This is a genomic window from Apibacter muscae, from assembly GCF_007845635.1.
GTDB classification, from domain to species: domain Bacteria; phylum Bacteroidota; class Bacteroidia; order Flavobacteriales; family Weeksellaceae; genus Apibacter; species Apibacter muscae.
Genome location: NZ_SELG01000031.1, coordinates 195,972 through 218,469, shown reverse-complemented (window position 1 = coordinate 218,469; position 22,498 = coordinate 195,972). Strand labels below are relative to the sequence as shown.

The window sequence follows — 22,498 nt, the reverse complement described above, 5'->3', positions numbered from 1 at the left end:
TTTAATGACCTTACTAATAACCATTGTAGTATTAGCCTTAATTTTTGATTATATCAATGGATTTCACGATGCGGCTAATTCCATTGCGACAATTGTTTCCACTAAAGTTTTAACCCCTTTTCAAGCAGTCTTATGGGCCGCATTTTTTAATTTTGTAGCATACTTTGTCTCCTTATATATCATAGGGGAATTTAAGATCGGAAACACCATAGCCAAAGCTGTACATGAAAATTTTATAACTCTTGAAGTGATATTCTCTGGTTTAATTGCTGCAATTACATGGAATTTATTTACTTGGTGGGCAGGAATACCCTCATCATCCTCACACACTCTAATAGGTGGATTTATAGGAGCAGCAATCGCACATGTGGGAGGTTTTTCAGAAGCAGGGAATGTAGTTATCAATTATCCTGTAGTAATTCCAATCATACTTTTTATTTTCGTTGCTCCATTGATTGGGATGATTATTTCTTCAATTATTACTTTACTGATCATGAACATATGCAGGAAAGCAAATCCTTATAAGGCCGATCAATGGTTTAAGAAATTACAACTCGTTTCCTCAGCAGCCTTTAGTATCGGTCATGGAGGCAACGATGCACAAAAAGTTATGGGGATTATTGGGGCAGCCTTTATTTTTTATGAAGTAAATGTAGTTCATGCAGCAGAATATGTAAACCTTTCCACTTCTGAACGTTTTCAACATTTTACCATTGATTATTGGTGGGTTCCCATAGCCAGTTTTGTAGCGATTGGATTAGGAACCATGTCTGGCGGATGGAAAATTGTTAAAACTATGGGGACTCGTATAACTAAAGTTACTCCTTTAGAAGGAGTAGCAGCAGAATCCTCAGGTGCAATTACATTATTTTTAAGTGAATATTTAGGTATACCAGTAAGTACCACCCATACAATTACCGGGTCAATAATTGGAGTTGGTTTAGTAAAAAGAGTATCGGCAGTACGTTGGGGGATAACCATAAAACTTTTATGGGCATGGATCTTAACAATTCCTGTTAGTGCAATACTTGCTATGATAGTTTATTGGATTGTTAAGTTATTTATATAAAAGCATTAAATAAATTCATCTTCTTAGTTTAAAGAATTTCTGAAGTAATTCAGAGCATTCATCTTTTAAAATACCAAATTCATAGATTGTTTTGGGATGCAAAGAAATATTTTTAGATATAAATCCTCGTTTTTCATCCGAGGCACCCACTACAATTTTATCTATTTGTGACCAATACAAGGCACCTGCACACATGACGCAGGGTTCTAGGGTTACATACATAGTGCATTGAGTTAAGTATTTAGCGCCTAAATAGCTACTTGCCGCAGTTATGGCTTGGATTTCAGCATGAGCAGTTACATCTGTTAAAGACTCTGTTAGATTATGCGCTTTGGCTAAAATTAGATTATTGGATACAACAACAGCTCCTACAGGAACTTCTCCTTTATCAAAGGCAATTTTAGCTTGTTCAATTGCAATCTTCATAAAATATTCGTGGCTAAGCATAAGTGAAATTATTAAGGATTGTCGGTAGTATTTAAATTTTCATTCAAAAGATGTCCGCATCGTTTACAATATATAGCATCAACCTCATGATTTTCAGCCATACAATACCTGCAAACCTGAGTGTTCTGTTTATAAATTTTATTTCTTCTATATTCAACAGAGAGAAGTCCGGCAGGTACTGAAATTATTGAATAACCTAAGATCATGATTCCCGAAGCAATAATTTTACCTAAAACAGTGTGGGGAGCAATGTCTCCATAACCAACAGTAGTAAGTGTTACAATTGCCCAGTACATAGATTGCGGAATGCTAGAGAAATTTTCACCCTCAATCACATACATTAAAGCGCCTAATATTAAGGTAATTAATAAAATAAAATAAAGAAAAACAAAAATTTTCCGTTTACTATTTTTTAAAGTAATTAACATAGTATTACTCTCATCAATGTAATTGGCTAATTTTAAAATCTTAAATACTCGAAAAAGTCTAAAAATTCTTATAATAGCCAAATAATGAGATTGAATAAAAAAGATGCTTAAATAAGTAGGTATAATGGTTAATAAATCAATTAAACCATAAAAGCTTGTCATATATTTCCATCTGTTTTTAACGCTAATAAGCCGAAGAAAATATTCAATAGTAAAAGAGATAGTCACCCACCAATCTAAGATATAAAGCCAAAAGCCAATTTCATTGTTTATTTTTGAAACACTTTCAAGCATTATTATAAGAGTGCTAAGCGAAATAAAAAATAAAAGTATAATATCAAAAATTTTACCTTTTACCGTATCGGATTCAAAGATAATTTCGTGCAGTTCATACTTCCATTTTAAGGAGCCATTAATTTGATCAGGAGTAGAACCGTCAAAAAATAATTTTATTTTTCTTCCAATTTTTTTCACAATGGGTCAGTAGCGGTAATTATTTAGGTTTTAAGTATTATGCACAAATATAAAAATAAATTGATGTAGACATAATATAGGGATAATTAGACACTTTTGTTAATTAATTTATAAATTACTTGTAATTTATAGTAATAATTTGATAAAGGTTAGAATAATTTTATATATTTGTACCATTACATAAGAAAAATAACAAAAAAAATAAAGCGTTTCATTATGAAAGAAAACTTTTATATAGATGATACAGACAAGAGAATCTTAAAATTTCTATCGGTCAATACAAGAATGCCATTTACAGAAATAGCAAAAAAAATGAATGTTTCTGCCGGTACTATACATGTAAGGGTGAAAAAAATGGAAGATGCAGGGGTGATTAGAGGAACTTCTTTAAATATTGATTATTCAATTTTAGGGTATGGGTTTATTGTTTATGTAGGAATTCTTCTTACTAAATCAAGTAAAACACAAAGTGTTTTAGAAAAATTAGCTTTAATACCAAATGTAACTACTGCAAATGTGATTTCAGGAAAATATAATATTTATTGTAAAATCAGTGCAAAAGATCCACAAGATGCAAAGAATGTTATTTATAAAATAGATGACATTGAAGATGTATTAAGAACTGAAAGTATGATTTCTTTAGAAGAAAGTTTGAATGATCAAAACCGATTGATGGATGCTCTATTTCTCTAAAAATATTTTTTAAAAGGAACGTCTTAAAAATAATACAGAAATTTTCTGTATTATTTTTTTTATATTTACGTAACATTAAAAAATATTTTTATGAAAGAGGAAGATTCAATTTTTGGTAAAAGACCTAAGGAATATTTTGTAGTTAAAGAAAAAAAATCCTTAGGCTTTTTGATGGCTTGTTTATATATGGGGTTTATGGGTTTAATACCTATAGTACTTGCCTATTTAGGATTTAAAAAAATATATTTTCCTTCAGCTCCACTTTGGTTTTTCGGTATAAATCTTTTTTTTGGAGTATTAATGATATTAGGTTCCTATTGGTCTTACCACTTTAAGAAAAATGGTATTTACCTATTTACAGCAACCCTAATTTTAGATATTCTTTTTCATTTGTTCTTAGGATTTGAAGAACTAGACGCCATACATGGGTTGTATTTTTTTATAGGTTTTGCTTTAGTTCCCATCATCCCAAGATGGAAATACTTTAACTAAACAATTATATTAAGGAAGTTTGAATTTTAGTTTAATAATTATTTAAATCTTCATTATAATTTAAATAAATCTTATTTTTTAGATATTTGTAAATATAATTAGTATATAAAAATTACGGGTTAAAAAAGATAAAAGATTTATTTTAAACAAAGATTTAGATATTTTAGTTAAACAAAAATGAGGATAGATATTATAAGTGTACTGCCAGATTTGTTGAAAAGTCCTTTGCAAGAGTCTATAATGAAACGAGCTCAGGATAAAAATAAAGTAGAGATATACGTACATAATTTGCGAGAATTTGCCAAAGGAAAACATAAGCAGGTAGATGATACTCAATATGGAGGAGGTGCCGGAATGGTAATGATGATAGAACCTATAGATCTATGCATTTCCCAATTAAAACAAGAACGGTATTACGATGAGATTATTTACATGACTCCGGATGGAGATACTCTAAATCAAAAAACTTGCAATTCCCTATCACTCAAAAAAAATTTAATGATCCTATGCGGTCATTATAAAGGAGTAGACCAGAGAGTGAGAGACTTGCACATAACTAAAGAGATATCCATTGGAGACTATGTGCTAAGTGGGGGAGAATTAGGCGCCTGTGTGTTGGTAGATGCCATTGTAAGGTTATTGCCCGGGGTTTTGAATGATGAGACCTCTGCATTGTACGATTCATTTCAGGATAATTTATTAGCTCCACCGGTGTATACACGACCGGAAGAATATAAAAATTTAAAAGTACCGGAAGTTTTGCTCAGCGGAAATTTTGCAAAAATTGAAGACTGGAGACATGAAATGTCTTTGCAGCATACACAAAAGAGAAGACCCGATTTATTGGAATAATAAATAAGATAGACTTTTATGAGTGATATTGTAAACAAAGTAGAAAAAAGTGGACTAATAACCATAGATTTAGAGGATTTTTACCCTACTGAGCCTAGAAAAGTATTTGATTTAAAAGAATTTCTGTATCAAGAATTAGTACTAAAAGAAAAAGATTTTAGACAAAATTTAAAAGATTTCAATTGGGAAATTTATAAAAATAGCTATGTAGCCATTCATTGTTCATCAGAGGCGATTATTCCCTCATGGGGTTATTTGTTGGTAGCAACTTATCTAACAGACATCGCTAAACATATTTCTTTTGGGTCATTAGAAGAATTGGAAAGAGATATTTATACCAAAATTATTCAAGAATTTGATGTTAATCCCTATAAGGATAAAAAAGTTATAATTAAAGGTTGTTCAGGAAAACCAATCCCTCAGAATGCATATGTACAATTGGTACAAAAATTAAAGCCCATGGTTTTTTCATTAATGTATGGAGAAGCTTGTAGCACAGTACCGATTTACAAACAAAAAAAATAAAAATGCATGCTCCAAAAGATCCTATGATTGAAGCATGCTAAAACTTATTATCTATATAAAGAACGATATGCAAATATAAAATATTTTATAGAATACTGAAATAAAAAACTTAATATTTTATCTTATTATAAAACTTTTTTCCAACCTTTAAGTGCGTTGGTGTTAAGTTTGATGTATTCTTCGTTAGACTCCTTTTTCGCGCCCTCTAAAGATTTTTCAGAAGATTCTATGGCTCCTTTAATATCACCCAACTTCGCTTGTATCTGAGCCTTAATCCAAAAATACCAATAAGGAGACTCGCCTTGTTTTAGATCAATAGCCCTATTGATCCAGTTAAGCGCTTTTTTCATATCTCCGTTGGATCTTAGATAGTAATTTGCCGAAGCATAATAAGCATTTGCATCCGCATTAGGATTAGATAATATACCTTCTATGCTGGAATTTGCAATTTTTTGGGTTGGGACATTAAATTTAGCATCGATCAATGTTTGGTCCCACATCAGCTGTAAATGCCCCGAATTGTCGGAAAGATTATTAATACCAATGGTAAAAGTTTCAACAGTATCATTCAGCTGCTTAGTTGGAACTGTTATTTTAAGCGCTACCTTACTTTCGTCCCATTCTTTAGGTACTCCCCAGTTTTCAGAATCTGAATAAAAGATAAGATCCCATTTGTTTTTGTGAGGGATGGTGTACAAAGCATATTTACCCTTAGGTAAATTTTGACCATAAAATTCTACATCATCACCAAATTGAAAAGTAGTATTTTCATTTGCTCCGGTTCTCCAAATTTTATTGTACGGCACCAAGTCTCCAAAAATAACCCTACCTTTTTTGTTAGGACGCGAATATTCAAACTCAACGTCTGTAAGCCCCACCATTTGTTCCACTTTCGCTTTTAAACTAGCTGCGGGAGCTTTAATTTCCTGTGCATAAGTAAATAAGGTAAATAGTAGTAGAACAGTTAAAGAAATTATTTTTTTCATATGCCTATTATTTTTGATTAGCGATTTTACTCCAAGTATCTTTTAAACCCACCGTTTGGTTAAAAATGAGTTTTTCTTTCGTGGAATCTTCATCAACCACAAAATAACCCAAACGTTGAAATTGATATTTACTGCCAATGGTAGCATTAAGAAGGCTAGGTTCAGCATATCCTTGAACCACCTGTAAAGAATCAGGATTTAAATAATCTAGAAAATCACCTTCCATAGAATCCGGAGATTCAACTTTGAAAAGACGATCATACATACGTATTTCAATAGGAAGAGCTTGAGTGGCTGAAACCCAGTGTAAAGTTCCCTTTACTTTTCTTAAACTAGCCTCTGTACCGCTACCGCTTTTACTGTCCTTGTCGTAGGTACAGTAGATGGTTTGAATTTCTCCGGTCTCATCTTTGTCCACCCTTTCCGCTTTTAGAATGTAGGTACCTTTCAAACGAACTTCCCCTCCTAAAGTAAGTCGGAAGAATTTTTTAGGAGCCTCCTCCATAAAATCCTCCCTTTCAATGTATATCTCTCTTGAAAAAGGCACTTCTCTCTCTCCACTCTCTGGGTTTTCCGGATTGTTTTCCACACGCACATATTCAATTTCTCCTTCCGGGTAATTGGTAATAATTATTTTTACCGGATTTTTTACTGCCATTACTCTCGGAGCAATTTTATTTAAATGATTTCTAACAGAGAATTCAAGTAAAGAAAGGTCAATCAAATTTTCCCTTTTTGCAACGCCTACCCTCTCTAAAAAATCTAGGATCGCCTCAGGGGTATATCCCCTTCTTCTCATCCCCGAAATGGTAGGCATACGAGGATCGTCCCAGCCCGAAACATAGTTTCCTTCCACCAAACGCAAAAGCTTTCTTTTGCTGGTTAAAGTATAAGCCAAACTCATACGAGCGAACTCTCGTTGTTTACTTTTTACCGTTCCCTCTTGGTAAACTTGGTTAATGAACCATTCGTACAAAGGTCTATGGTTTTCAAATTCTAAAGAACAAAGAGAATGAGAAATTTGTTCAATATAATCAGATTCTCCATGTGTCCAGTCATATAAAGGGTAAATGCACCACTGATCTCCCGTTCGGTGATGAGATTTTTTTATAATCCTATACATGGCAGGATCCCTTAAATTCATGTTGGGAGATTTCATATCTATTTTTGCACGAAGCAAATGAGCACCTTCCTCAAATTCTCCCGCCTTCATTCTTCTCAATAAATCTAAATTTTCTTCCACACTTCTATTACGGTAAGGGCTTTCCACGCCCTCCTCGTAAGGAGATTTTTTTTGTTCCGCAATTTCTTCAGAAGTTTGACTATCCACGTAGGCTTTCCCTTCTTTTACCAACTGTTCAGCCCAGTCGTACAATTGCTGAAAATAGTCAGAAGCGTAACATTCTTGATCCCATCGGTAGCCCAGCCATTCAATATCCTTTTTAATCGCATCCACATATTTTTGCTCCTCCTTTTCCGGATTCGTATCGTCCAATCTTAGGTTTACCGGCGCCTGGTATTTTTGAGCCAATCCAAAATTGATCCATATAGCCTTGGTATGCCCTATGTGTAGAAAGCCATTAGGTTCAGGCGGAAAACGAAACCGAAGTTTATCTTTAGGAAACCCTTGTGCTAAATCCTCGTCTATAATTTGCTCTAAAAAATTAGAGGTTTTTTTTTCTTCTTCGTGCATAGTGTATTAGGTATTGAAAAACAAATTTACATTATATTTTACCAAAAAGCGCAAAAATAAAAAGTTAAAAGCAGTATCTGCCGCTTTAATTTTCCAAGTAAACCACCTTCTTGGTTTCAAAAAAATCTTCCTCAAAAAAATTAGAAAGCGGATAGATTTTTGCCTTAGGGAATTCTTTTAATTCCTCTGTTAAATCTCCTCCCTTTAAATAAAGAATCCCGTTTTTTAAAGAATGCATATTTTTTTTTAGAAACTTGTTATGTGTCCAGTTAATAAAAGTAGGCATTTGAGTTACAGCCCGGCTTACTATAAAATCAAATCGATCGTCAATTTCCTCCGCTCGAGAATGCAGAGCCGTTACGTTGGTTAATGACAAAGCCTCTGCAATTTCTTGTACCACTTTAATTTTTTTTCCAATGGAATCAACCAAAACAAAGGAGGTTTCTGGAAATAAAATTGCCAAAGGAATTCCTGGAAATCCCCCACCAGTTCCGATATCGAGCACCTTAGCCTTAGGTTGGAAAGAAAGTACTTGGGCTATTCCTAAAGAGTGCAAAATATGCCTTTCACCCAAAAAATCAATATCTTTCCGGGAGATGACGTTAATTTTTTTGTTCCATTCTTTGTAAAGAGAAGGTAACTTATTGAATAGTTTTTCTTGCTTTTCAGTAAGGCAAGGGAAATATTTTTTTAAGGTTTGCATAGACAAAGAGTATGAATACAAAAATAGAAAATTTAAAGCCAATAACTTCTTTCCTTTTCAACGTTAACCTATTTATAGACAGAAGCTCAATTTTACGTTAAACTCTTAAGGAAACCGGCCATATTTCGGAGAATAAATTTATAAATGGCTCAATATAAAATATATTTGTACCGCCCGTACCCAGGAGCCTCCTTGGAGGTAATACGTTAGTTATTTTGAAATGTATGTTTTTTAATCTATCTAAACGGAATAGTCTTAGAGGAAGCAAAAAATTACATAACCCGATTTTCCAATTGTTTAATCCTTTTTAAAAGAGTATCTAAATTCATCAATTGTTTAAAAATGGTTATTCTCTTTTCGTCTGTGAGATCCTCTTCTTTTAGTTGTAAAGCTAAAGCATTTTTCATTTGAATGATCTTCATAGATTTATAAGTTAAAATAACATCTTTAGTATTTTTCGCTAGGTTTTGTTCTAAGGTAGGCACAAATATTTCTTTGGCTTCCCAATTTTTGCTAATGGAGTACTTTTTCAACATTTTTTCCGCTGCAAAATGTGTAAATTCTTCTTCTTCCGATTTTACAAAATAACTACCGGTACGTAATTCGTTATTTTCTAAACCTTCTATAATGTCATGGAAAATTTTGTTATAAAAGTCAATGCTAAACTGTATATCGTCTTCCTGTAGTTTTTGAACAATTTCTTCAATTACTGTGGTAGAATAGGTTTCATCCTCGTCCTGATATTTTATTTCAATTTCAAAATCCCCATAAGAAAGCATAAGGTCTAAAATATCTTCCTCTATCTTATAAGTAAAATCAACCTCTTTGGAGGATTGTTTATTTATGGCTTGCAGCTGTGGGCGTGGAGCCGAAGAAGAATTTTCTTTATTTTCCTTTGGTTGAGAAATTTGTGCCAGTTCGCTAAACAATACTTGTTCAGAAATATCTAATAAACGAGAACATTCTTTTATATAGATTTCTTGCTGAATAAGATTGGTAATTAAAGCAATGCTGCCTACAATGTCTCGGATGAGCGATGCTTTTTTTATAGGGTCTCCTTGGGTTTCTTCCAGTAAAACATCGGTTTTAAAATTTATAAAATCCTTGATGTTTTGTTTAAAATAAAGCTCAATTTCTTCCGTCGTGTGTTTGCGGGCAAAACTATCCGGATCTTCCCCTTGGGGGAAGAGTAAAACGCGCACATTCATTTCCTGTTCCAAAATCATATCAATTCCACGAAAGGAAGCTTTTATACCTGCCGGATCCCCATCGTATAAAATGGTAATATTGGGAGTAAGCCTTTTAATTAGTCTAATTTGGTCTGTGGTAAGAGAGGTGCCGGAAGAGGCAACTACATTTTTTATTCCATTTTGGTAAAGGGTTATAACATCCATATAGCCTTCTACCAAATAACAATTATCTTCCTTAATGATGTGGGTTTTGGCTTGAAATAACCCATACAAAGTTTGGCTTTTGTGATAAATTTCACTTTCAGGAGAATTTAGATATTTGGCAGTTTTTCCATGGTTTTGTAAAACTCTGCCCCCGAAACCTAAAACCCTTCCGGAAAAACTGTGAATGGGAAAAATTACTCTTTCGCGAAATCTGTCGTACCCAATTTCAGAATCTTCTTTAAAAATGCCAAGTCCGGATTTTTCTAGAGCTTCTCGTTTGTATCCTTTTTCCAGGGCGTAAGTAGTAAAAGCGCTTCTACTTTTAGGCGAATACCCCAATTGAAATTGTTTAATAATTTCGTCTCGAATTTCTCTTTCTCTAAAATAGGAAAGAGCTAAGGTTTTTCCTTCTTCTTCATCCCAGAGTTGTTGTTGGAAATATTCATTTGCCACTTCAGAAAGTTGGTATAAGCTTTCTTTGTTCAGCTGTATCTCCTTTTGTTCTTCGGTTAGCTCGGTTTCGTCTTCCTCTATTTCAATGTGGTATTTTTTTGCCAAATAGCGCAAAGCTTCCGGGTAGGTGTAGTGCTCCTGCTCCATAATGAAGGTAACTACGTTCCCTCCTTTGCCAGAAGAGAAGTCTTTCCAGATTTGTTTGGCAGGAGAAACCATAAACGAGGGGGTTTTTTCATCCACAAAAGGACTGAGACCTTTATAATTGCTTCCGGATTTTTTTAGGTTAACAAAATCGGAAATCACTTCTTCAACCCTAGCGGTGGAGAAAATCTTATCAATGGTTTCTTTGGAAATCATACGTACAAAAATAAGTTATTCTTACATGAGTTCGTATGGTTTTTATAAAAAGCTTTTTTATTGATCTTGTGCTTAGAACTAAAGTATAAAATAGATATGAAATTCTAAGAATTTATTTGGAATTATATTTAGGATAACGGATGAGAAATGGATAATTATACCAATAAAAAAACCAAGGAATTCTATTTAGAATTCCTTGGTTTTTTATTCACTTTTTTTTCTTTTTGCTTGATAAGTTTAGCACGATCGTCCAGATGGCTCATAAAGCTTTGGGTATAGGTATGTAATCTAGCTTCATCAATGGCTTTTAAAGCATTTTTATAGTCTCTTTGGTATTCATACCACAAAGACTTCTTATTGTAAATAGCGGCTTTATCTATCCCTTTAACAGTTAAAGCGAAATGAATAAGCTTTTCCGCCTCTTGGAAGTCTTCATTCCATAGAAGGCATTCGATATAAGGAGGGTACAATGATATACAATGTAGATTAGAAGCCATTGCTCTTTCAAAATACTCCTTGGCGGTGGTGTAATCATTAAGAACTTCGGCATACACCCTTGCCAGTAAACATAAGCAATCGGCTTGGTTTGGATCATAAGACAAAGCGTAGTTTAGAGCTTCCATGGTATCTTCCATATTGTACGGGAAGTTGTCTAAAGCTTGGAAATAATATTTATTTTGTATGGTGTTCATCTTTATTTATTAACTATAAATACATATTTGTATTGCAAAAATAACATCTTTTGATTCATTAGTTTGGAGAATCTCTATTTTTTAGAATTTGAGATGTTTTGAGATGTTTTGAAAATCAATCATTGCTTGATTATTGTTTTAGGAATTAGGTATATTTTGTACAAAATTTCATGTCTTGAAAGGTTTATAATTGATAATTTTCTTAGGTTATTTTGTTTCATGTTTAAGACTAATCTTTATGAGTGAATACACGAATAGGATTTCCTCTTTGTATATCAGTTTGATGATTCCATTTTTCTTGAATCTGGCTTTTTAAATTTTCGTAATTTTTAAGTTTAATCTTTTCGATTAAACGATCTCTAGCCGTTTTTTTATTCTGAAATTGAGAACGTGAGTCCATAACAAATACAGAGGTTTTTGTGGGCAGATGGGTGGCCCTAACAGCTGTATTTACCTTATTCACCTTTTGTCCTCCGGGGCCTTGTGAACGCACAGCTTGGTACTTAATATCTGTTTCTAAAATGTTTATTTCTTTTAATTCTGAAACTTCTGAAATTTCTATAAACCAATTTTTCCGCTTATGAAATTTTCTAAAAGGGCTTTGTCCTATATATTGAATAACTCCTAACCAAGAGCAAATGAATTGATTTAACAATTCTTTCTCACCATATATTTCAAGGCATGCCGTTTGTAAAGTGCCTTGAAAAGTTCCGGAAGTTCTTTCAATAATTTTATAGTTCAATTTCTCTTTGTTTATTTCTTGTATTAGATGTTTTAAAATTTGTGCTGCTGCCCATTCACATTCCACAGGACCTCTACCAGAAGTAAGTTGTAAAGTTTTCTTATACATAAGTTCTATGAATTATTTATTCTCATCATGAAAGTTATTTTTTATCCATTCTTACCAATCTAGGTTTAAAAGTTCCCAGAATATCTACTAAATCAGACTGAGAGTTCATAACCTCGTTAATGTTTTTATAAGCCATTGGAGCTTCCTCCTTACTTCCTCCGATAAGTTCTACATGGTGTTTTTTTAGTTCTTTAGAAATCTCAGAATTGGTAATAACGTTTTTAGCTTTATGCCTAGAAAGTAATCTTCCAGCTCCATGGGAGGCAGAACGAAGCGCTTCTGCATTACCTTTGCCACGTACAATAAACCCTTTGGAAGTCATTGATCCGGGTATAAATCCTATTTGACCATCTGCAGCAGGTGTAGCTCCTTTTCTATGTACAATTACTTCTTTACCCTCGTGAATTTCTTTCCATGCAAAGTTGTGATGGTTTTCTACCCTTGCTAATAAACGACCTCCGGTAATCTTCATTAATCTTCGATGAATATCTGTGTGGCAAGCAGCCGCATATTCTCCGGCTAAATTCATGGCTGTCCAATATTCTATTCCTAAATGCGAATCTAAATCTAACCAAGCCAATTGTTGAGCTTCTTTGGGTAAGGGACATTGTTCTATAGCTATTCGGGTATAGGTTTGCGCAATTTCAGCTCCTAGGCCTCACGAACCACTATGAGAAAGTATTCCTAAATATTTTCCTTTGGGTAGTTGATTCATAGAATGTTCTTCAAGAATTTCCACTTCTCCAAATTCCACAAAATGATTTCCACCCCCAGAAGTTCCCATTTGTTTGATGGCTTTTGCTTTTAAACGCCGTAATAATGGAATCATTTGAAAAGCTTCCTCCTCAAAAATGGAATGTTCAATATGGTTTTGGTGCGCTTCGTACATGCCAAACTTAGTATGCTCTTGCAATGCATTTAAATATTTATCCTTACTACCTTCCAAATATGAGGTAGGTACATCTAATATGCTTAAACACATTCTGCACCCAATATCTACACCAACTCCGTAAGGGATAACTGCATTTTCAGTCGCTAAGACTCCACCAATCGGTAATCCATAACCTACATGTGCATCTGGCATTAAAGCTCCTCGAATTGAAATGGGGAGTTTTAAAGAGGTGTACAATTGTTGAATGGCTTCTTCGGCTATTTGTTCAATGCCAAAAATTTTATATGGTGCTCTTTGGCTTTCCAGTTTTCTTTTCTCTACCTTGGTAAGATTCAAAAATTCTTTGGCTATTTGCCCGAGCATTAAATGATTTTTATATTCTTCGGGTTGATTTTGAATGTCTTTAAGTATGCTTAGTACATAAGCTTTATTCTTTTTTTCAAAGTTTTTTTGCATAACTTCAATGGCTATGTTTACGATCTTATTGTTGGGATAACCCAACTTTAATAAATCTTTTCCTTTTAATTTTATCTTGCCCATAACGGTTTATATTTTAGTTAAAACTGTTACGATATACTTATTTACGAATACTTAACAGTTAGTTTGATTTTATAAAAAACCAAATAGAAACAGTTCCATAAGCCTCGGACTTTAAATTGAGCATTCCATACGAAAAAGTGTAGGAGGATAAATGATCATTTATCGATAGAACAATAAAAAACCCGAAACTTTGCTTCGGGTTTATCTATTATAGATTATTGGATAATTTTTTGAAGTTTATTCCCGAAGCTAATATTTTCCCATAGATGGGAAATCAATGTTATTTAATATGTGAATTACTTTGAACATTTTGCTTCGTATTATTATGTTTTGTATATTTATTTCTGCAAATTTATAGAATAAAATTTCAATTGTGCAAATTATTTTTCTATTTTCCTTGAATTTTTTGGATGATTTATGAATTAAGTGATTAATGGTTAGCTGAATGCGCCTGAAATATATTTTTGAGTAAGTTCCTGCTGTGGATTTTCAAAAATCTCTTGAGCCTTTCCTTGTTCAATGATTTCACCCATATACATAAAAATGACATAATCGGCAATTCTTTTGGCTTGACGTAGGGTGTGGGTGACTAAAATAATTCCATATTCTTCTTTTAAGGATAAAAATAATTGTTCTATAGTACCGCTGGAAATAGGATCTAAGGCTGAAGTGGACTCATCCCCTAAGATAAATTCAGGTTCGACCGCCAAGCCTCGTGCTAAGCATAGTCTTTGTTGTTGACCAATAGAAAGACGGGTAGCAGGAGTATGCAAACGGTCCTTAATTTCCTCCCATAAGCCAACAGCTTTCAAGTAGTATTCTACGACAATGTTTAACTTTTTTTTGTTCTTAAGTCCATGGATTTTACAACCGTAGGTAATATTCTCATAAATGGACATAGGTAACGGGGTGGGGCGTTGAGACAACAAACCTAATTTTTTTCTAAGGTGGGTAAGTTCTACATTTTTGCCATAAATATTTTCATTGTCTAGGAGTATATCTCCATGAATTTTGACATTAGGCAGGTTTTCATTTAATCGATTAATACTTTTTAAAAGGGTAGTTTTTCCACATCCTGAAGGACCAATAATACAAGTAATACTTTGGTTGTGTATAGTAGTGTTAATATTCTTTAAGATTTTATGTCCTTGTATAGAAAGGTTAAAATCTTTGATCCGAAGATCGGGGTAACTTTTTTTACTGTTAAACTTGTCGTACGGTAAAAATTCTGAATTATTGATCTTAGTATCAGTAATAGAGTCTTTACTAAAAGTTTGTAATAATTTATGGGGAAGAGTTAAATTCATCGTAATTTATTTTTTGAATATTTATGAAAAAAGATTCTACCTAAAATACTTAAAACTAATATGATAAGGGTTAATAAAAGTGCAGCAGCATACGCTTTTTCCCTAACTTCTGAAGAAGGGCTACTCAATTGAAAGAAAATAGATAAGGGTAGAGTAGCGGCAGGTTCATCCAAAGCGGTTGGTATATTATCCGTAAATCCTGCAGTAAATAAAACTCCAGCCGTATCTCCAATCGCTCTACCGATAGATAGAAAGGTAGCCGTACCTATACCCGGGGCTATTTGTTTCATAAAAATCTTAAGGGCTTCTAAGCGAGTAGCTCCTAGAGAATAGGTAGCATCCATTAAATCTTTAGGTAGTTCTTTGGCTGCTTCATCCATAGAACGTATAAAAATCGGAATGATTAATAAAGTTATTACAATAATTCCGGCTAACAAGGAGGTTCGTAAGCCAAAATAAATCATTAAAGTAAATCCAAAGGCTCCGTAAACAATGGATGGAATACCAAATAGAACGTCGTACGTAAGTCTGCAAAGCTGGGCAAATTTGGAGTGAGTTGTTAAATAAACATTTAGGTAAAAAACTACAGGGATGCTAATCAATAGTCCAAGAATAGTGGCGCCTGCAACTATATAGAGAGATCCTACAATTGCGTTTAAAATTCCACCATCTCCTCCAATGTAAAACCCTCCGGAAGGAAGTTTAGAAATCATGGACCAATTTAAATAAGGGAAGCCATTTTTAATAATAGTCCATAAAATACTACCTAAAAATGCTACGACTATAAATGCGGCTAGATACATGAAAAGCGTGGCAATACGTTCTTCTATAAATTTAAATTTCATAATTTAAAATTTAGTTTGTAAACGATGGAGAATGATTCTAGAAATTAAGTTAAAAATTAATATCATAAAAAATAATAAGAAGGCAGCAAACATTAAGGCAGATTCGTAATTGGGAATGGACATCATTTCTCCATAGTTATTGGCAATTAAAGCGGGTAAAGGGTAGCCCGATTCAAAAATTGAATGAGGGATCTGTATGGAATTGCCACAGACCATAACCACAGCTATCGTTTCACCAAATGATTTAGAAATTCCTAGTACTACAGAAGCTATGATACCGGATAGTGATTTTTTTATCACCACATTTTTAATGGTTTGCCATTGGGTAGCTCCTAAGGATGTAGAGGCTTCTTTTAAATCTTCGGGTACATTTGTAAATATTTGTGTTAATAAACTGATCAATATGGGGATTATCATTACGGCTAAGACGATACCACTGGCTAATAAAGAATATCCACTACTAGAGATAGAGAATTTGGGAGCTAAGTACTTTGAAATCCATGGGACTATGATTAAAACTCCCCATACCCCATAAATGACAGATGGGATTCCGGCAAGAATATCAAGAACAGGGCTTATAATCTTTTTAAAATGAGAAGATGCTTTCTCGCTTATAAGTAAGGCAGTGAGCAATGAGACTGGAAACGCTAAAACAATGGACAATAAGGTAACCTGCAAAGTGCTATAAATGAAAGGGAAAAAGCCAAATTCATTTTTAAAAGGATTCCAGTTAGAAGAACTAAGTAAATCTTTTAAAGAATGTAACTTAAGTAAAGGTAGGGAGTTATTAAAAAGTCCCCCACCCATAAAAAATAAAAGTAAGATAGATAAAAGAGTTATAGCTAGCATGTATGACCTTGCTAGCTTATCTTTTAGTATGCGACATTTTAAAGATTTCACCTTTAATTACTTCTCTAATTTATTTTTTTTAATTCCTCTTTGGCTGTTTCTGGAGATATTTTTATGAAACCATTTTCAGCAGTGTAGCTTTGTCCTTTGGTTAATATGAATTCAATAAATTTAATAACCACTGGATTGGTAGGCTTGTTTTTAGTAACTAGGTATAAATTTCTAGCCGGTGGCGAAGGGTATTTATGATTAGAAATTGCTTGAATCATAGAACCCAGATCTTTATAAAAATCTTCATCCCCTTCTAGGTTTCCATTCTTGTTTATATCAATGGGTATAATGCCTAAATTTTCTTGAGGTTTCATTGTTTTTATGTCGTAAGCATAGGCTATATTGTTGTAGCCAATACCATTTACATCTTTTTGAACTGCGGAAGCAATTCCCGGATCTCCAAATACCCCTCTACCTTTCAAATCTTCTTGTTTTTCACCCATCCATGCAGCCCAAGTTTCTCCAGCTCCACAGGCATCGGATCTTGTATAAACATTTAGGGGATTTTGATTGGTATTATTAAATATTTCGCCCCAAGTTTTATATTCAGCGTTCCATATTTTGGAAGCCTTTTCGGATGATAAACCTTTCTTTTTCATTTCACTCCATTCTGGATTCTGAGTATTCATCGTAGCTACTACTGCATCTCTAGCGACGGTAAAGGCATAAGCGCCTTTTTTTATTTCTTCGTCGTGTATTTCTCTGGAAATCATTCCAATATCTACCATTCCAGATAAGACGTCAGTCATTCCCTTTCCAGCACCACCTCCTGAAATATCAATTTTCACTCCGGGATTCTCATGCTTAAATTCTTCAGCCCACTTAACCATCATGGGGTATAAGGCAAATGCTCCAGATATTTGTATTTTTTCTGAGTTTTTATTGGAGCATGAGTAAATGGTTAAAAGTAATAAAGTTAAATAGGTTAATTTTCTAAAATTCATGATATTATCGATCAATGTGAATACAAATATACTTATAAGAATTATTCCTACCAAATTGGTAGGAATTAATTTAGATTATTTACAAAAAAACCTAAAAGTTAATCTTTTAGGTTTTTTATAAGTTATTGTACTTTAATCTTTTCTTTAGTTTTGTCAATCACTTGTCCAGTGCTGTCAATTACTTCTTGTTGAATTTTTTCTTTGTCTTCTTTAATCTTAATTTTAGTTAAAACATAATTTGAGGTATTAGTTTCAGGAGAGGCGTTATTATTAGTAGGAGCAAGAGTTAATTGATCAATTCCAATTACAAATTCAGTGCTGTCAGGAACTAAAACCACATGTTTGTTATTAAGTACTTTGTAATTTCCTTTGGTTTCAAACACATTTTTATCTTCTGGTTTTTTCTTTCCAAGATACTCCTCTGTACGTTTAAAAGTTTTGTCCTTATTTAATTCTAAATGAGTTTTAATTCCTTCACAATCTGCACAAGGGAAAGTTCCTTCATAGGTACCGACAACTTCATCTGGAACAGGGATTTCTTCAATGGTTAGATCTGTAATTTCAATGCTATCTACAGGGATAGAATCATTATTTGATTGATTCTGTTCTGCTTTTTTATCACAACTTGTAAAAAAAATAAATGCAGAAATAGCAGAAAGTAATAAAATATTTTTTTTCATTCTTAATAAAGCTTTTTTAAATTAAACCTAAAAGTTTCAAAAATAATGCCAGAGATAAAATTTTAAAGTATTCAATTATGAGTTTAATATTCTTGCTGCTTCTTTAGCGAAATAAGTTGTAATAAGACTTGCTCCTGCTCTTTTAATACAGCTAAGGCTTTCTATAATAACTTTGTTATTGTCAAGCCATCCTTGATTTACAGCCGCTTTAATCATTGAATATTCTCCGCTCACTTGGTATACCGATATAGGGACATCAACTAACTCATTTAATTTAGAAACTATATCTAAATAGGGAAGTCCGGGCTTAACCATAATGATATCTGCACCTTCATTAATGTCTTTGAGAGCCTCATTAATCGCTTCTTTACTATTGCAGTAATCCATCTGATAGGTTTTTTTATCACCAAAACCAGGAGCACTATCCAAAGCGTCTCTAAAAGGTCCATAGTAAGAACTGGCATACTTCGCAGTATAACTCATAATACCAACATCGTGAAAGTGATTTTCTTCCAAAGCTTTACGTATAGCAGAGACTCTTCCATCCATCATATCGCTGGGCGCGACAAAATCAGCACCAGCTTCTGCATGAGATAAGCTCATTTTTACTAAAGCATCTACGGTTTCGTCATTGATGATTTTACCCTCTTTAACAATCCCATCATGCCCATAAATAGAATATGGATCTAAAGCAACGTCTGGCATAACTATCATTTCTGGAACAGTATCTTTAATAGCTTTGATTGCTTGTTGCATAAGTCCTTCTTTGTTCCATGCTTCTTTTCCTGTATTATCTTTAAGATTATCGCTTACTTTAACGTATAGATTAACAGCCTTAATTCCTAAAGACCATAATTCTTTAATTTCTTTCAGAGTTAAATCTAAAGATTGTCTATAGATTCCAGGCATGGAAGATATTTTTTCCTTTATATTATTTCCTTCAGTTATAAATAAAGGAAGCATAAAATCATCAGTTGTTAGAGTAGTTTCACGCATAAGATCCCTTATAGATTGACTACTTCTTAATCTTCTGTTTCTACTATGGAGTATCATGATTATTTATTTTAAAATTGAAACATTACATTTTAATACCGCTTCGATCAGCAAAATATTCGGCAAATTTTCTTATTTCCTCAGCAACATCTTCTTCATCCGTAGCTTTTTGGTAAGTATCCCCCAAAGAGATGAATACTTGGTGAATAAAACGCTTCATTTCATCTACAGGCATTTCTTTTGTCCAAAGATCAATACGTAACGCTTCTTTAGTTTTGTGGTCCCAAACGGATAGAAGGATAGATTTAGTTTCTTGTCCAACCACTCCTCCATCAGGAGCTGCCCAAATAATTTTTTCAGGGATATGATTTTCATCTAAATCAATAGCAAAGTTTATTTCAGTCTCTTTCATCTCTAATTATTTTTCTGATTCAACGGTTTCGTTTTGTTTGGGTTTATATCTGGATTTTGAAAAAATTTGATCGTGATTGGTATTATTTATAAAATCTTGCAATTTTATTTCTGGATTTTCTTGTAAATATTTTTTTACTATTTGCCATCCTACCCAAGATCCTATATTCCCCGGGCTATGGGTATCAACTTCTGTATAAAATTTAGAAAAAGGAGCTAGAGATAAAAATCTATCGGATAAACCAATATCGTCACTAAATAGATAATTCTCTTGTACAAAGAAATTCCAAATATCAAATTCATTATTTTTCGCCCAATCGTATTGTTCTTTTGTATATTCCATTTTATACTCATCGGGTAAATCTGGGAGAAATGCATCTTTTAAAGCGAGGATTTTTCCCTGCCGTATCATTTGTGAAACAAAATTTTGGCTGTTTAATTTTTTAGGTAATAAGTTTAATTGTTTAATAATTTCATCGGTAACTTTAGAACTTAAATAGTTTGGGCTCATAGTTTTTTGAAGATATTTATCAATCCTAAATAGATTGTAATATTTATTATCAGCACCTAAAAAATTATCAGTAGCTATAAATATTGCATTTTGTTCAGGGACGTAAGTAACAGGGTTTAAATAATCCTGTAAAAAGGAAGAATACAAATAAACTTTAGGAATTTTAAATTCGGGATAATAATATTTAATATGACTAAAAAGATCCGTAAGATCTTTCTGGATTTGACTCGTATTTACGTTTTTTACAATTTCTTTATAAATATTTAATTCAGTAGTATCCCTGCGTTGAGTTTCATATTTTTGATCTGAAATTCTAGCATCTAAAAAAAATGGATATTTCTCTTTAAAATTTGAAATGGGAGAGTTTAAATTATAAAAGTCTTTGGAAATATCTATAATTTCAACTTCTGATTCTGAGCCGCCAACATCAATTTTCCAACGTTTGGAATATTCTTCCGCTTTGTTTTTTTTTGAGCAATTGCTAATTAGTGCTAAGATTAGAAAAAAGTATAAAAACTTCGTTATTTTTACCATTGGATTTTTTAAATTTAAAAAACAATAGGCAAAGATACGTATTATGAAAACACAAGAAGTAATTTCTTATATTATAGAATGGCTGAATGATTATATTAAAAATTCAGGAATGAAAGGCTTTGTAGTGGGAGTTTCTGGAGGGATAGATTCTGCAGTGGTTTCTACTTTGGTAGCTGCTACAGGTAAACCGGTTTTATTATTAGAAATGCCGATACATCAGCCCATAGAACAAGTTTCTAGAGCTCGAGAACATATGGATTTTTTAAAGAATAAATTTTCTAATGTTTTAACTAAGAGGGTAGATTTAACTAATTCATTTGATGTTTTAACTGAAGCTTTGGAGGTGGATGAAGGTAATACAAATACAAATTTGTCTTTAGCTAATACGCGTTCTCGTTTGCGAATGACTACTCTTTATTACTATGCCGGATTGTATAATTTTTTGGTATGTGGAACCGGGAATAAAATAGAAGATTTTGGGGTAGGCTTTTTTACTAAATATGGAGATGGAGGAGTGGATATTAGCCCTATTGCAGATTTATTAAAAAGTCAGGTTTTTGAATTGGCGAAAGAGATGGGGATATCTCAAGAAATACAAAAGGCAAAACCTACCGATGGTTTATGGGGAGATGATCGCTCGGACGAAGATCAGTTGGGGGCCACCTATCCTGAATTGGAATGGGCTATGAGTGTACATAAAAATCATGTATCTTCTGATTTTTCGGGTAGACAAAAAGAAGTATTTGAAATTTATGAGCGTTTAAATAAAGCGGCACAACATAAAATTAAACCGATACCTATTTGTATTATTCCTAAAGAGTTGATGTAGATATGCGGATGATGTACCGGATTTAAGTTTTATAGATTTAAGTTGATAAAGGAGGCTGTTTTTACTGAATCAATTGTGTTGGCTATAACTTGTTTAGAAGAATTAAAGGGAATCATTTGAATTCATAATTTAATTTTTAATCCATCCTTACAATTCTTATTTTTGTCTATAATTTTTTAAACTTGAATATGGGAAGAGCATTTGAATATAGAAAGGCGTCTAAACTAGCCCGCTGGGATAAAATGGCTAAGCAATTTAGCCGTATTGGAAAAGAAATTGCAATTGCTGTAAAAGCAGGAGGACCAAACCCGGAAGCAAATCCAGCTTTACGTCGTTGTTTGCTTAATGCTAAAGGGGTTAATATGCCTAAGGATAATGTAGAGAGAGCTATAAAAAAAGCTTCCGGTGCTGATGCGGAACAATACGACGAGGTAACTTATGAGGGGTATGGACCTGGAGGGATTGCAATTTTTTTAGAATGCACGACCAATAATACAACAAGAACCGTTGCTAATGTTAGGGCTATCTTTAATAAGTTTGATGGGAATTTAGGGAAAAATGGAGAATTGACCTTTGTTTTTGATAGAAAAGGTATTTTTACTTTAGATAAAGATTCCATTGCAATGGATTGGGAAGATTTTGAATTGGAGATGATTGATGCAGGGGCTGAAGAGGTTGATATCGAGGATAATGAAGTTATTATTACCAGTTCTTTTGAAGATTTCGGTTCTATAAACCATAAGTTTGAAGAATTGAAAATAGAGCCTAAAAGTGCTGATTTACAAAGATTGCCTAATACGATGAAGACGTTGCCTTTAGATCAGGCACAGACAATTATGAAAATGTTAGAAAAATTTGAGGACGACGACGATGTTCAACACGTTTTTCACAATATGGAAATAACGGAAGAATTACAGAGTTCCTTATAATTAATCATAGAACTGATTAAAAATAGCTTTTTAATTTAAATATTAAAAAGCTATTTTTTTTTCATATTTTTG

23 protein-coding genes and 1 pseudogene are annotated in these 22,498 nt (G+C 33.0%); 7 read left to right on the top strand and 17 right to left on the bottom strand.

The genetic code is table 11. The features are described from left to right. Positions 1-4: 4 nt before the first annotated feature. Positions 5-1,069: an inorganic phosphate transporter gene (locus ETU08_RS05035; RefSeq protein ID WP_146261927.1), complete on the top strand. Its 1,065-nt coding sequence runs from the start codon at positions 5-7 to the stop codon at positions 1,067-1,069. A 15-nt stretch (positions 1,070-1,084) separates the two neighbouring features. Here ETU08_RS05035 and ETU08_RS05030 read toward each other — a convergent pair whose 3' ends face one another. Continuing rightward, entirely contained in the window at positions 1,085-1,516 is a 432-nt protein-coding gene (locus tag ETU08_RS05030) for a nucleoside deaminase (protein ID WP_146261926.1), read from the bottom strand. An 11-nt stretch (positions 1,517-1,527) separates the two neighbouring features. After that, complete coding sequence (locus tag ETU08_RS05025) at positions 1,528-2,418, bottom strand: ion transporter (protein WP_246118424.1); 891 nt, start codon at positions 2,416-2,418, stop codon at positions 1,528-1,530. A gap of 216 nt (positions 2,419-2,634) precedes the next feature. Here ETU08_RS05025 and ETU08_RS05020 point away from each other — a divergent pair, with 216 nt between their 5' ends. The 4 genes from ETU08_RS05020 to ETU08_RS05005 all read left to right on the top strand — a co-directional run bounded on the left by ETU08_RS05020 (position 2,635) and on the right by ETU08_RS05005 (position 4,980). Next, positions 2,635-3,111 carry an Lrp/AsnC family transcriptional regulator gene (locus ETU08_RS05020; protein ID WP_146261925.1) on the top strand — a complete coding sequence of 159 codons (477 nt, stop codon included), beginning with the start codon at positions 2,635-2,637 and terminating at the stop codon, positions 3,109-3,111. Positions 3,112-3,201: 90 nt separating this feature from the next. Beyond that, positions 3,202-3,603: a hypothetical protein gene (locus tag ETU08_RS05015; protein ID WP_146261924.1), complete on the top strand. Its 402-nt coding sequence runs from the start codon at positions 3,202-3,204 to the stop codon at positions 3,601-3,603. A gap of 177 nt (positions 3,604-3,780) precedes the next feature. Beyond that, positions 3,781-4,455, top strand: a complete 675-nt coding sequence (trmD, locus tag ETU08_RS05010) for a tRNA (guanosine(37)-N1)-methyltransferase TrmD (RefSeq protein ID WP_146261923.1) — start codon at positions 3,781-3,783, stop codon at positions 4,453-4,455. A gap of 18 nt (positions 4,456-4,473) precedes the next feature. Continuing rightward, positions 4,474-4,980 (top strand): DUF2480 family protein, encoded by a 507-nt coding sequence (locus ETU08_RS05005; RefSeq protein ID WP_146261922.1) that lies wholly within the window; start codon positions 4,474-4,476, stop codon positions 4,978-4,980. A 125-nt stretch (positions 4,981-5,105) separates the two neighbouring features. Here the strand turns inward: ETU08_RS05005 and ETU08_RS05000 are convergent, their stop codons facing one another. From ETU08_RS05000 to gldB, 15 genes and pseudogenes are all read right to left on the bottom strand, one after another. Next, on the bottom strand, positions 5,106-5,966 hold the full coding sequence (locus ETU08_RS05000; protein WP_146261921.1) for a DUF2911 domain-containing protein: 861 nt from the start codon (positions 5,964-5,966) through the stop codon (positions 5,106-5,108). A 7-nt stretch (positions 5,967-5,973) separates the two neighbouring features. Further along, positions 5,974-7,659: a glutamine--tRNA ligase/YqeY domain fusion protein gene (locus ETU08_RS04995; RefSeq protein ID WP_146261920.1), complete on the bottom strand. Its 1,686-nt coding sequence runs from the start codon at positions 7,657-7,659 to the stop codon at positions 5,974-5,976. Between the two features lie 85 nt (positions 7,660-7,744). Continuing rightward, the gene (gene rsmG / locus ETU08_RS04990; RefSeq protein WP_146261919.1) at positions 7,745-8,362 is read right to left on the bottom strand and encodes a 16S rRNA (guanine(527)-N(7))-methyltransferase RsmG; all 618 of its coding nucleotides are present in this window, start codon (positions 8,360-8,362) and stop codon (positions 7,745-7,747) included. A 272-nt stretch (positions 8,363-8,634) separates the two neighbouring features. Continuing rightward, positions 8,635-10,569, bottom strand: a complete 1,935-nt coding sequence (dnaG, locus tag ETU08_RS04985; protein WP_146261918.1) for a DNA primase — start codon at positions 10,567-10,569, stop codon at positions 8,635-8,637. Positions 10,570-10,751: 182 nt separating this feature from the next. Beyond that, entirely contained in the window at positions 10,752-11,261 is a 510-nt protein-coding gene (locus tag ETU08_RS04980; RefSeq protein ID WP_146261917.1) for a tetratricopeptide repeat protein, read from the bottom strand. A gap of 229 nt (positions 11,262-11,490) precedes the next feature. Next, on the bottom strand, positions 11,491-12,111 hold the full coding sequence (gene prfH / locus ETU08_RS04975) for a peptide chain release factor H (RefSeq protein WP_146261916.1): 621 nt from the start codon (positions 12,109-12,111) through the stop codon (positions 11,491-11,493). Positions 12,112-12,145: 34 nt separating this feature from the next. Next, positions 12,146-13,543: pseudogene (locus ETU08_RS04970) on the bottom strand (RtcB family protein). Between the two features lie 437 nt (positions 13,544-13,980). Beyond that, positions 13,981-14,850 (bottom strand): phosphate ABC transporter ATP-binding protein, encoded by an 870-nt coding sequence (locus ETU08_RS04965; RefSeq protein ID WP_146261915.1) that lies wholly within the window; start codon positions 14,848-14,850, stop codon positions 13,981-13,983. Beyond that, positions 14,847-15,695 (bottom strand): phosphate ABC transporter permease PstA, encoded by an 849-nt coding sequence (gene pstA / locus ETU08_RS04960; RefSeq protein ID WP_146261914.1) that lies wholly within the window; start codon positions 15,693-15,695, stop codon positions 14,847-14,849. The genes ETU08_RS04965 and pstA overlap by 4 nt, the downstream gene beginning before the upstream one ends. A 3-nt stretch (positions 15,696-15,698) precedes the next feature. Continuing rightward, positions 15,699-16,595: a phosphate ABC transporter permease subunit PstC gene (gene pstC / locus ETU08_RS04955; RefSeq protein ID WP_221410538.1), complete on the bottom strand. Its 897-nt coding sequence runs from the start codon at positions 16,593-16,595 to the stop codon at positions 15,699-15,701. Between the two features lie 14 nt (positions 16,596-16,609). Then, positions 16,610-17,539, bottom strand: a complete 930-nt coding sequence (locus tag ETU08_RS04950) for a PstS family phosphate ABC transporter substrate-binding protein (RefSeq protein WP_146261913.1) — start codon at positions 17,537-17,539, stop codon at positions 16,610-16,612. 122 nt (positions 17,540-17,661) lie between these two features. Then, entirely contained in the window at positions 17,662-18,219 is a 558-nt protein-coding gene (locus tag ETU08_RS04945) for a copper resistance protein NlpE (RefSeq protein ID WP_146261912.1), read from the bottom strand. A gap of 75 nt (positions 18,220-18,294) precedes the next feature. Next, positions 18,295-19,272: a porphobilinogen synthase gene (hemB, locus tag ETU08_RS04940; protein ID WP_146261911.1), complete on the bottom strand. Its 978-nt coding sequence runs from the start codon at positions 19,270-19,272 to the stop codon at positions 18,295-18,297. Between the two features lie 25 nt (positions 19,273-19,297). Next, a complete protein-coding gene (gene gldC / locus ETU08_RS04935; RefSeq protein WP_146261910.1) occupies positions 19,298-19,624 on the bottom strand; it encodes a gliding motility protein GldC in 327 nt (108 codons plus the stop codon). A gap of 6 nt (positions 19,625-19,630) precedes the next feature. After that, positions 19,631-20,668, bottom strand: a complete 1,038-nt coding sequence (gldB, locus tag ETU08_RS04930) for a gliding motility lipoprotein GldB (protein ID WP_146261909.1) — start codon at positions 20,666-20,668, stop codon at positions 19,631-19,633. Positions 20,669-20,711: 43 nt separating this feature from the next. Between gldB and nadE the strand changes: the two genes are divergently transcribed. Continuing rightward, positions 20,712-21,497: an NAD(+) synthase gene (gene nadE, locus ETU08_RS04925; protein ID WP_146261908.1), complete on the top strand. Its 786-nt coding sequence runs from the start codon at positions 20,712-20,714 to the stop codon at positions 21,495-21,497. A 188-nt stretch (positions 21,498-21,685) separates the two neighbouring features. Continuing rightward, positions 21,686-22,426 carry a YebC/PmpR family DNA-binding transcriptional regulator gene (locus ETU08_RS04920; protein WP_146261907.1) on the top strand — a complete coding sequence of 247 codons (741 nt, stop codon included), beginning with the start codon at positions 21,686-21,688 and terminating at the stop codon, positions 22,424-22,426. The last annotated feature ends 72 nt before the right edge of the window (positions 22,427-22,498 follow it).

Bases quoted from the DNA above. Each gene is read 5' to 3' on its own strand.
- rsmG (WP_146261919.1), bottom strand. From the start codon at position 8,362: ATGCAAACCTTAAAAAAATATTTCCCTTGCCTTACTGAAAAGCAAGAA.
- pstA (WP_146261914.1), bottom strand. From the start codon at position 15,695: ATGAAATTTAAATTTATAGAAGAACGTATTGCCACGCTTTTCATGTAT.
- dnaG (WP_146261918.1), bottom strand. From the start codon at position 10,569: ATGATTTCCAAAGAAACCATTGATAAGATTTTCTCCACCGCTAGGGTT.
- ETU08_RS05005 (WP_146261922.1), top strand. From the start codon at position 4,474: ATGAGTGATATTGTAAACAAAGTAGAAAAAAGTGGACTAATAACCATA.
- gldC (WP_146261910.1), bottom strand. From the start codon at position 19,624: ATGAAAGAGACTGAAATAAACTTTGCTATTGATTTAGATGAAAATCAT.
- gldB (WP_146261909.1), bottom strand. From the start codon at position 20,668: ATGGTAAAAATAACGAAGTTTTTATACTTTTTTCTAATCTTAGCACTA.
- ETU08_RS04980 (WP_146261917.1), bottom strand. From the start codon at position 11,261: ATGAACACCATACAAAATAAATATTATTTCCAAGCTTTAGACAACTTC.
- ETU08_RS05035 (WP_146261927.1), top strand. From the start codon at position 5: ATGACCTTACTAATAACCATTGTAGTATTAGCCTTAATTTTTGATTAT.
- ETU08_RS04965 (WP_146261915.1), bottom strand. From the start codon at position 14,850: ATGAATTTAACTCTTCCCCATAAATTATTACAAACTTTTAGTAAAGAC.
- ETU08_RS04920 (WP_146261907.1), top strand. From the start codon at position 21,686: ATGGGAAGAGCATTTGAATATAGAAAGGCGTCTAAACTAGCCCGCTGG.
- ETU08_RS04945 (WP_146261912.1), bottom strand. From the start codon at position 18,219: ATGAAAAAAAATATTTTATTACTTTCTGCTATTTCTGCATTTATTTTT.
- hemB (WP_146261911.1), bottom strand. From the start codon at position 19,272: ATGATACTCCATAGTAGAAACAGAAGATTAAGAAGTAGTCAATCTATA.
- ETU08_RS04995 (WP_146261920.1), bottom strand. From the start codon at position 7,659: ATGCACGAAGAAGAAAAAAAAACCTCTAATTTTTTAGAGCAAATTATA.
- ETU08_RS05015 (WP_146261924.1), top strand. From the start codon at position 3,202: ATGAAAGAGGAAGATTCAATTTTTGGTAAAAGACCTAAGGAATATTTT.
- ETU08_RS04950 (WP_146261913.1), bottom strand. From the start codon at position 17,539: ATGAATTTTAGAAAATTAACCTATTTAACTTTATTACTTTTAACCATT.
- ETU08_RS05020 (WP_146261925.1), top strand. From the start codon at position 2,635: ATGAAAGAAAACTTTTATATAGATGATACAGACAAGAGAATCTTAAAA.
- ETU08_RS05000 (WP_146261921.1), bottom strand. From the start codon at position 5,966: ATGAAAAAAATAATTTCTTTAACTGTTCTACTACTATTTACCTTATTT.
- trmD (WP_146261923.1), top strand. From the start codon at position 3,781: ATGAGGATAGATATTATAAGTGTACTGCCAGATTTGTTGAAAAGTCCT.
- prfH (WP_146261916.1), bottom strand. From the start codon at position 12,111: ATGTATAAGAAAACTTTACAACTTACTTCTGGTAGAGGTCCTGTGGAA.
- ETU08_RS05030 (WP_146261926.1), bottom strand. From the start codon at position 1,516: ATGCTTAGCCACGAATATTTTATGAAGATTGCAATTGAACAAGCTAAA.
- nadE (WP_146261908.1), top strand. From the start codon at position 20,712: ATGAAAACACAAGAAGTAATTTCTTATATTATAGAATGGCTGAATGAT.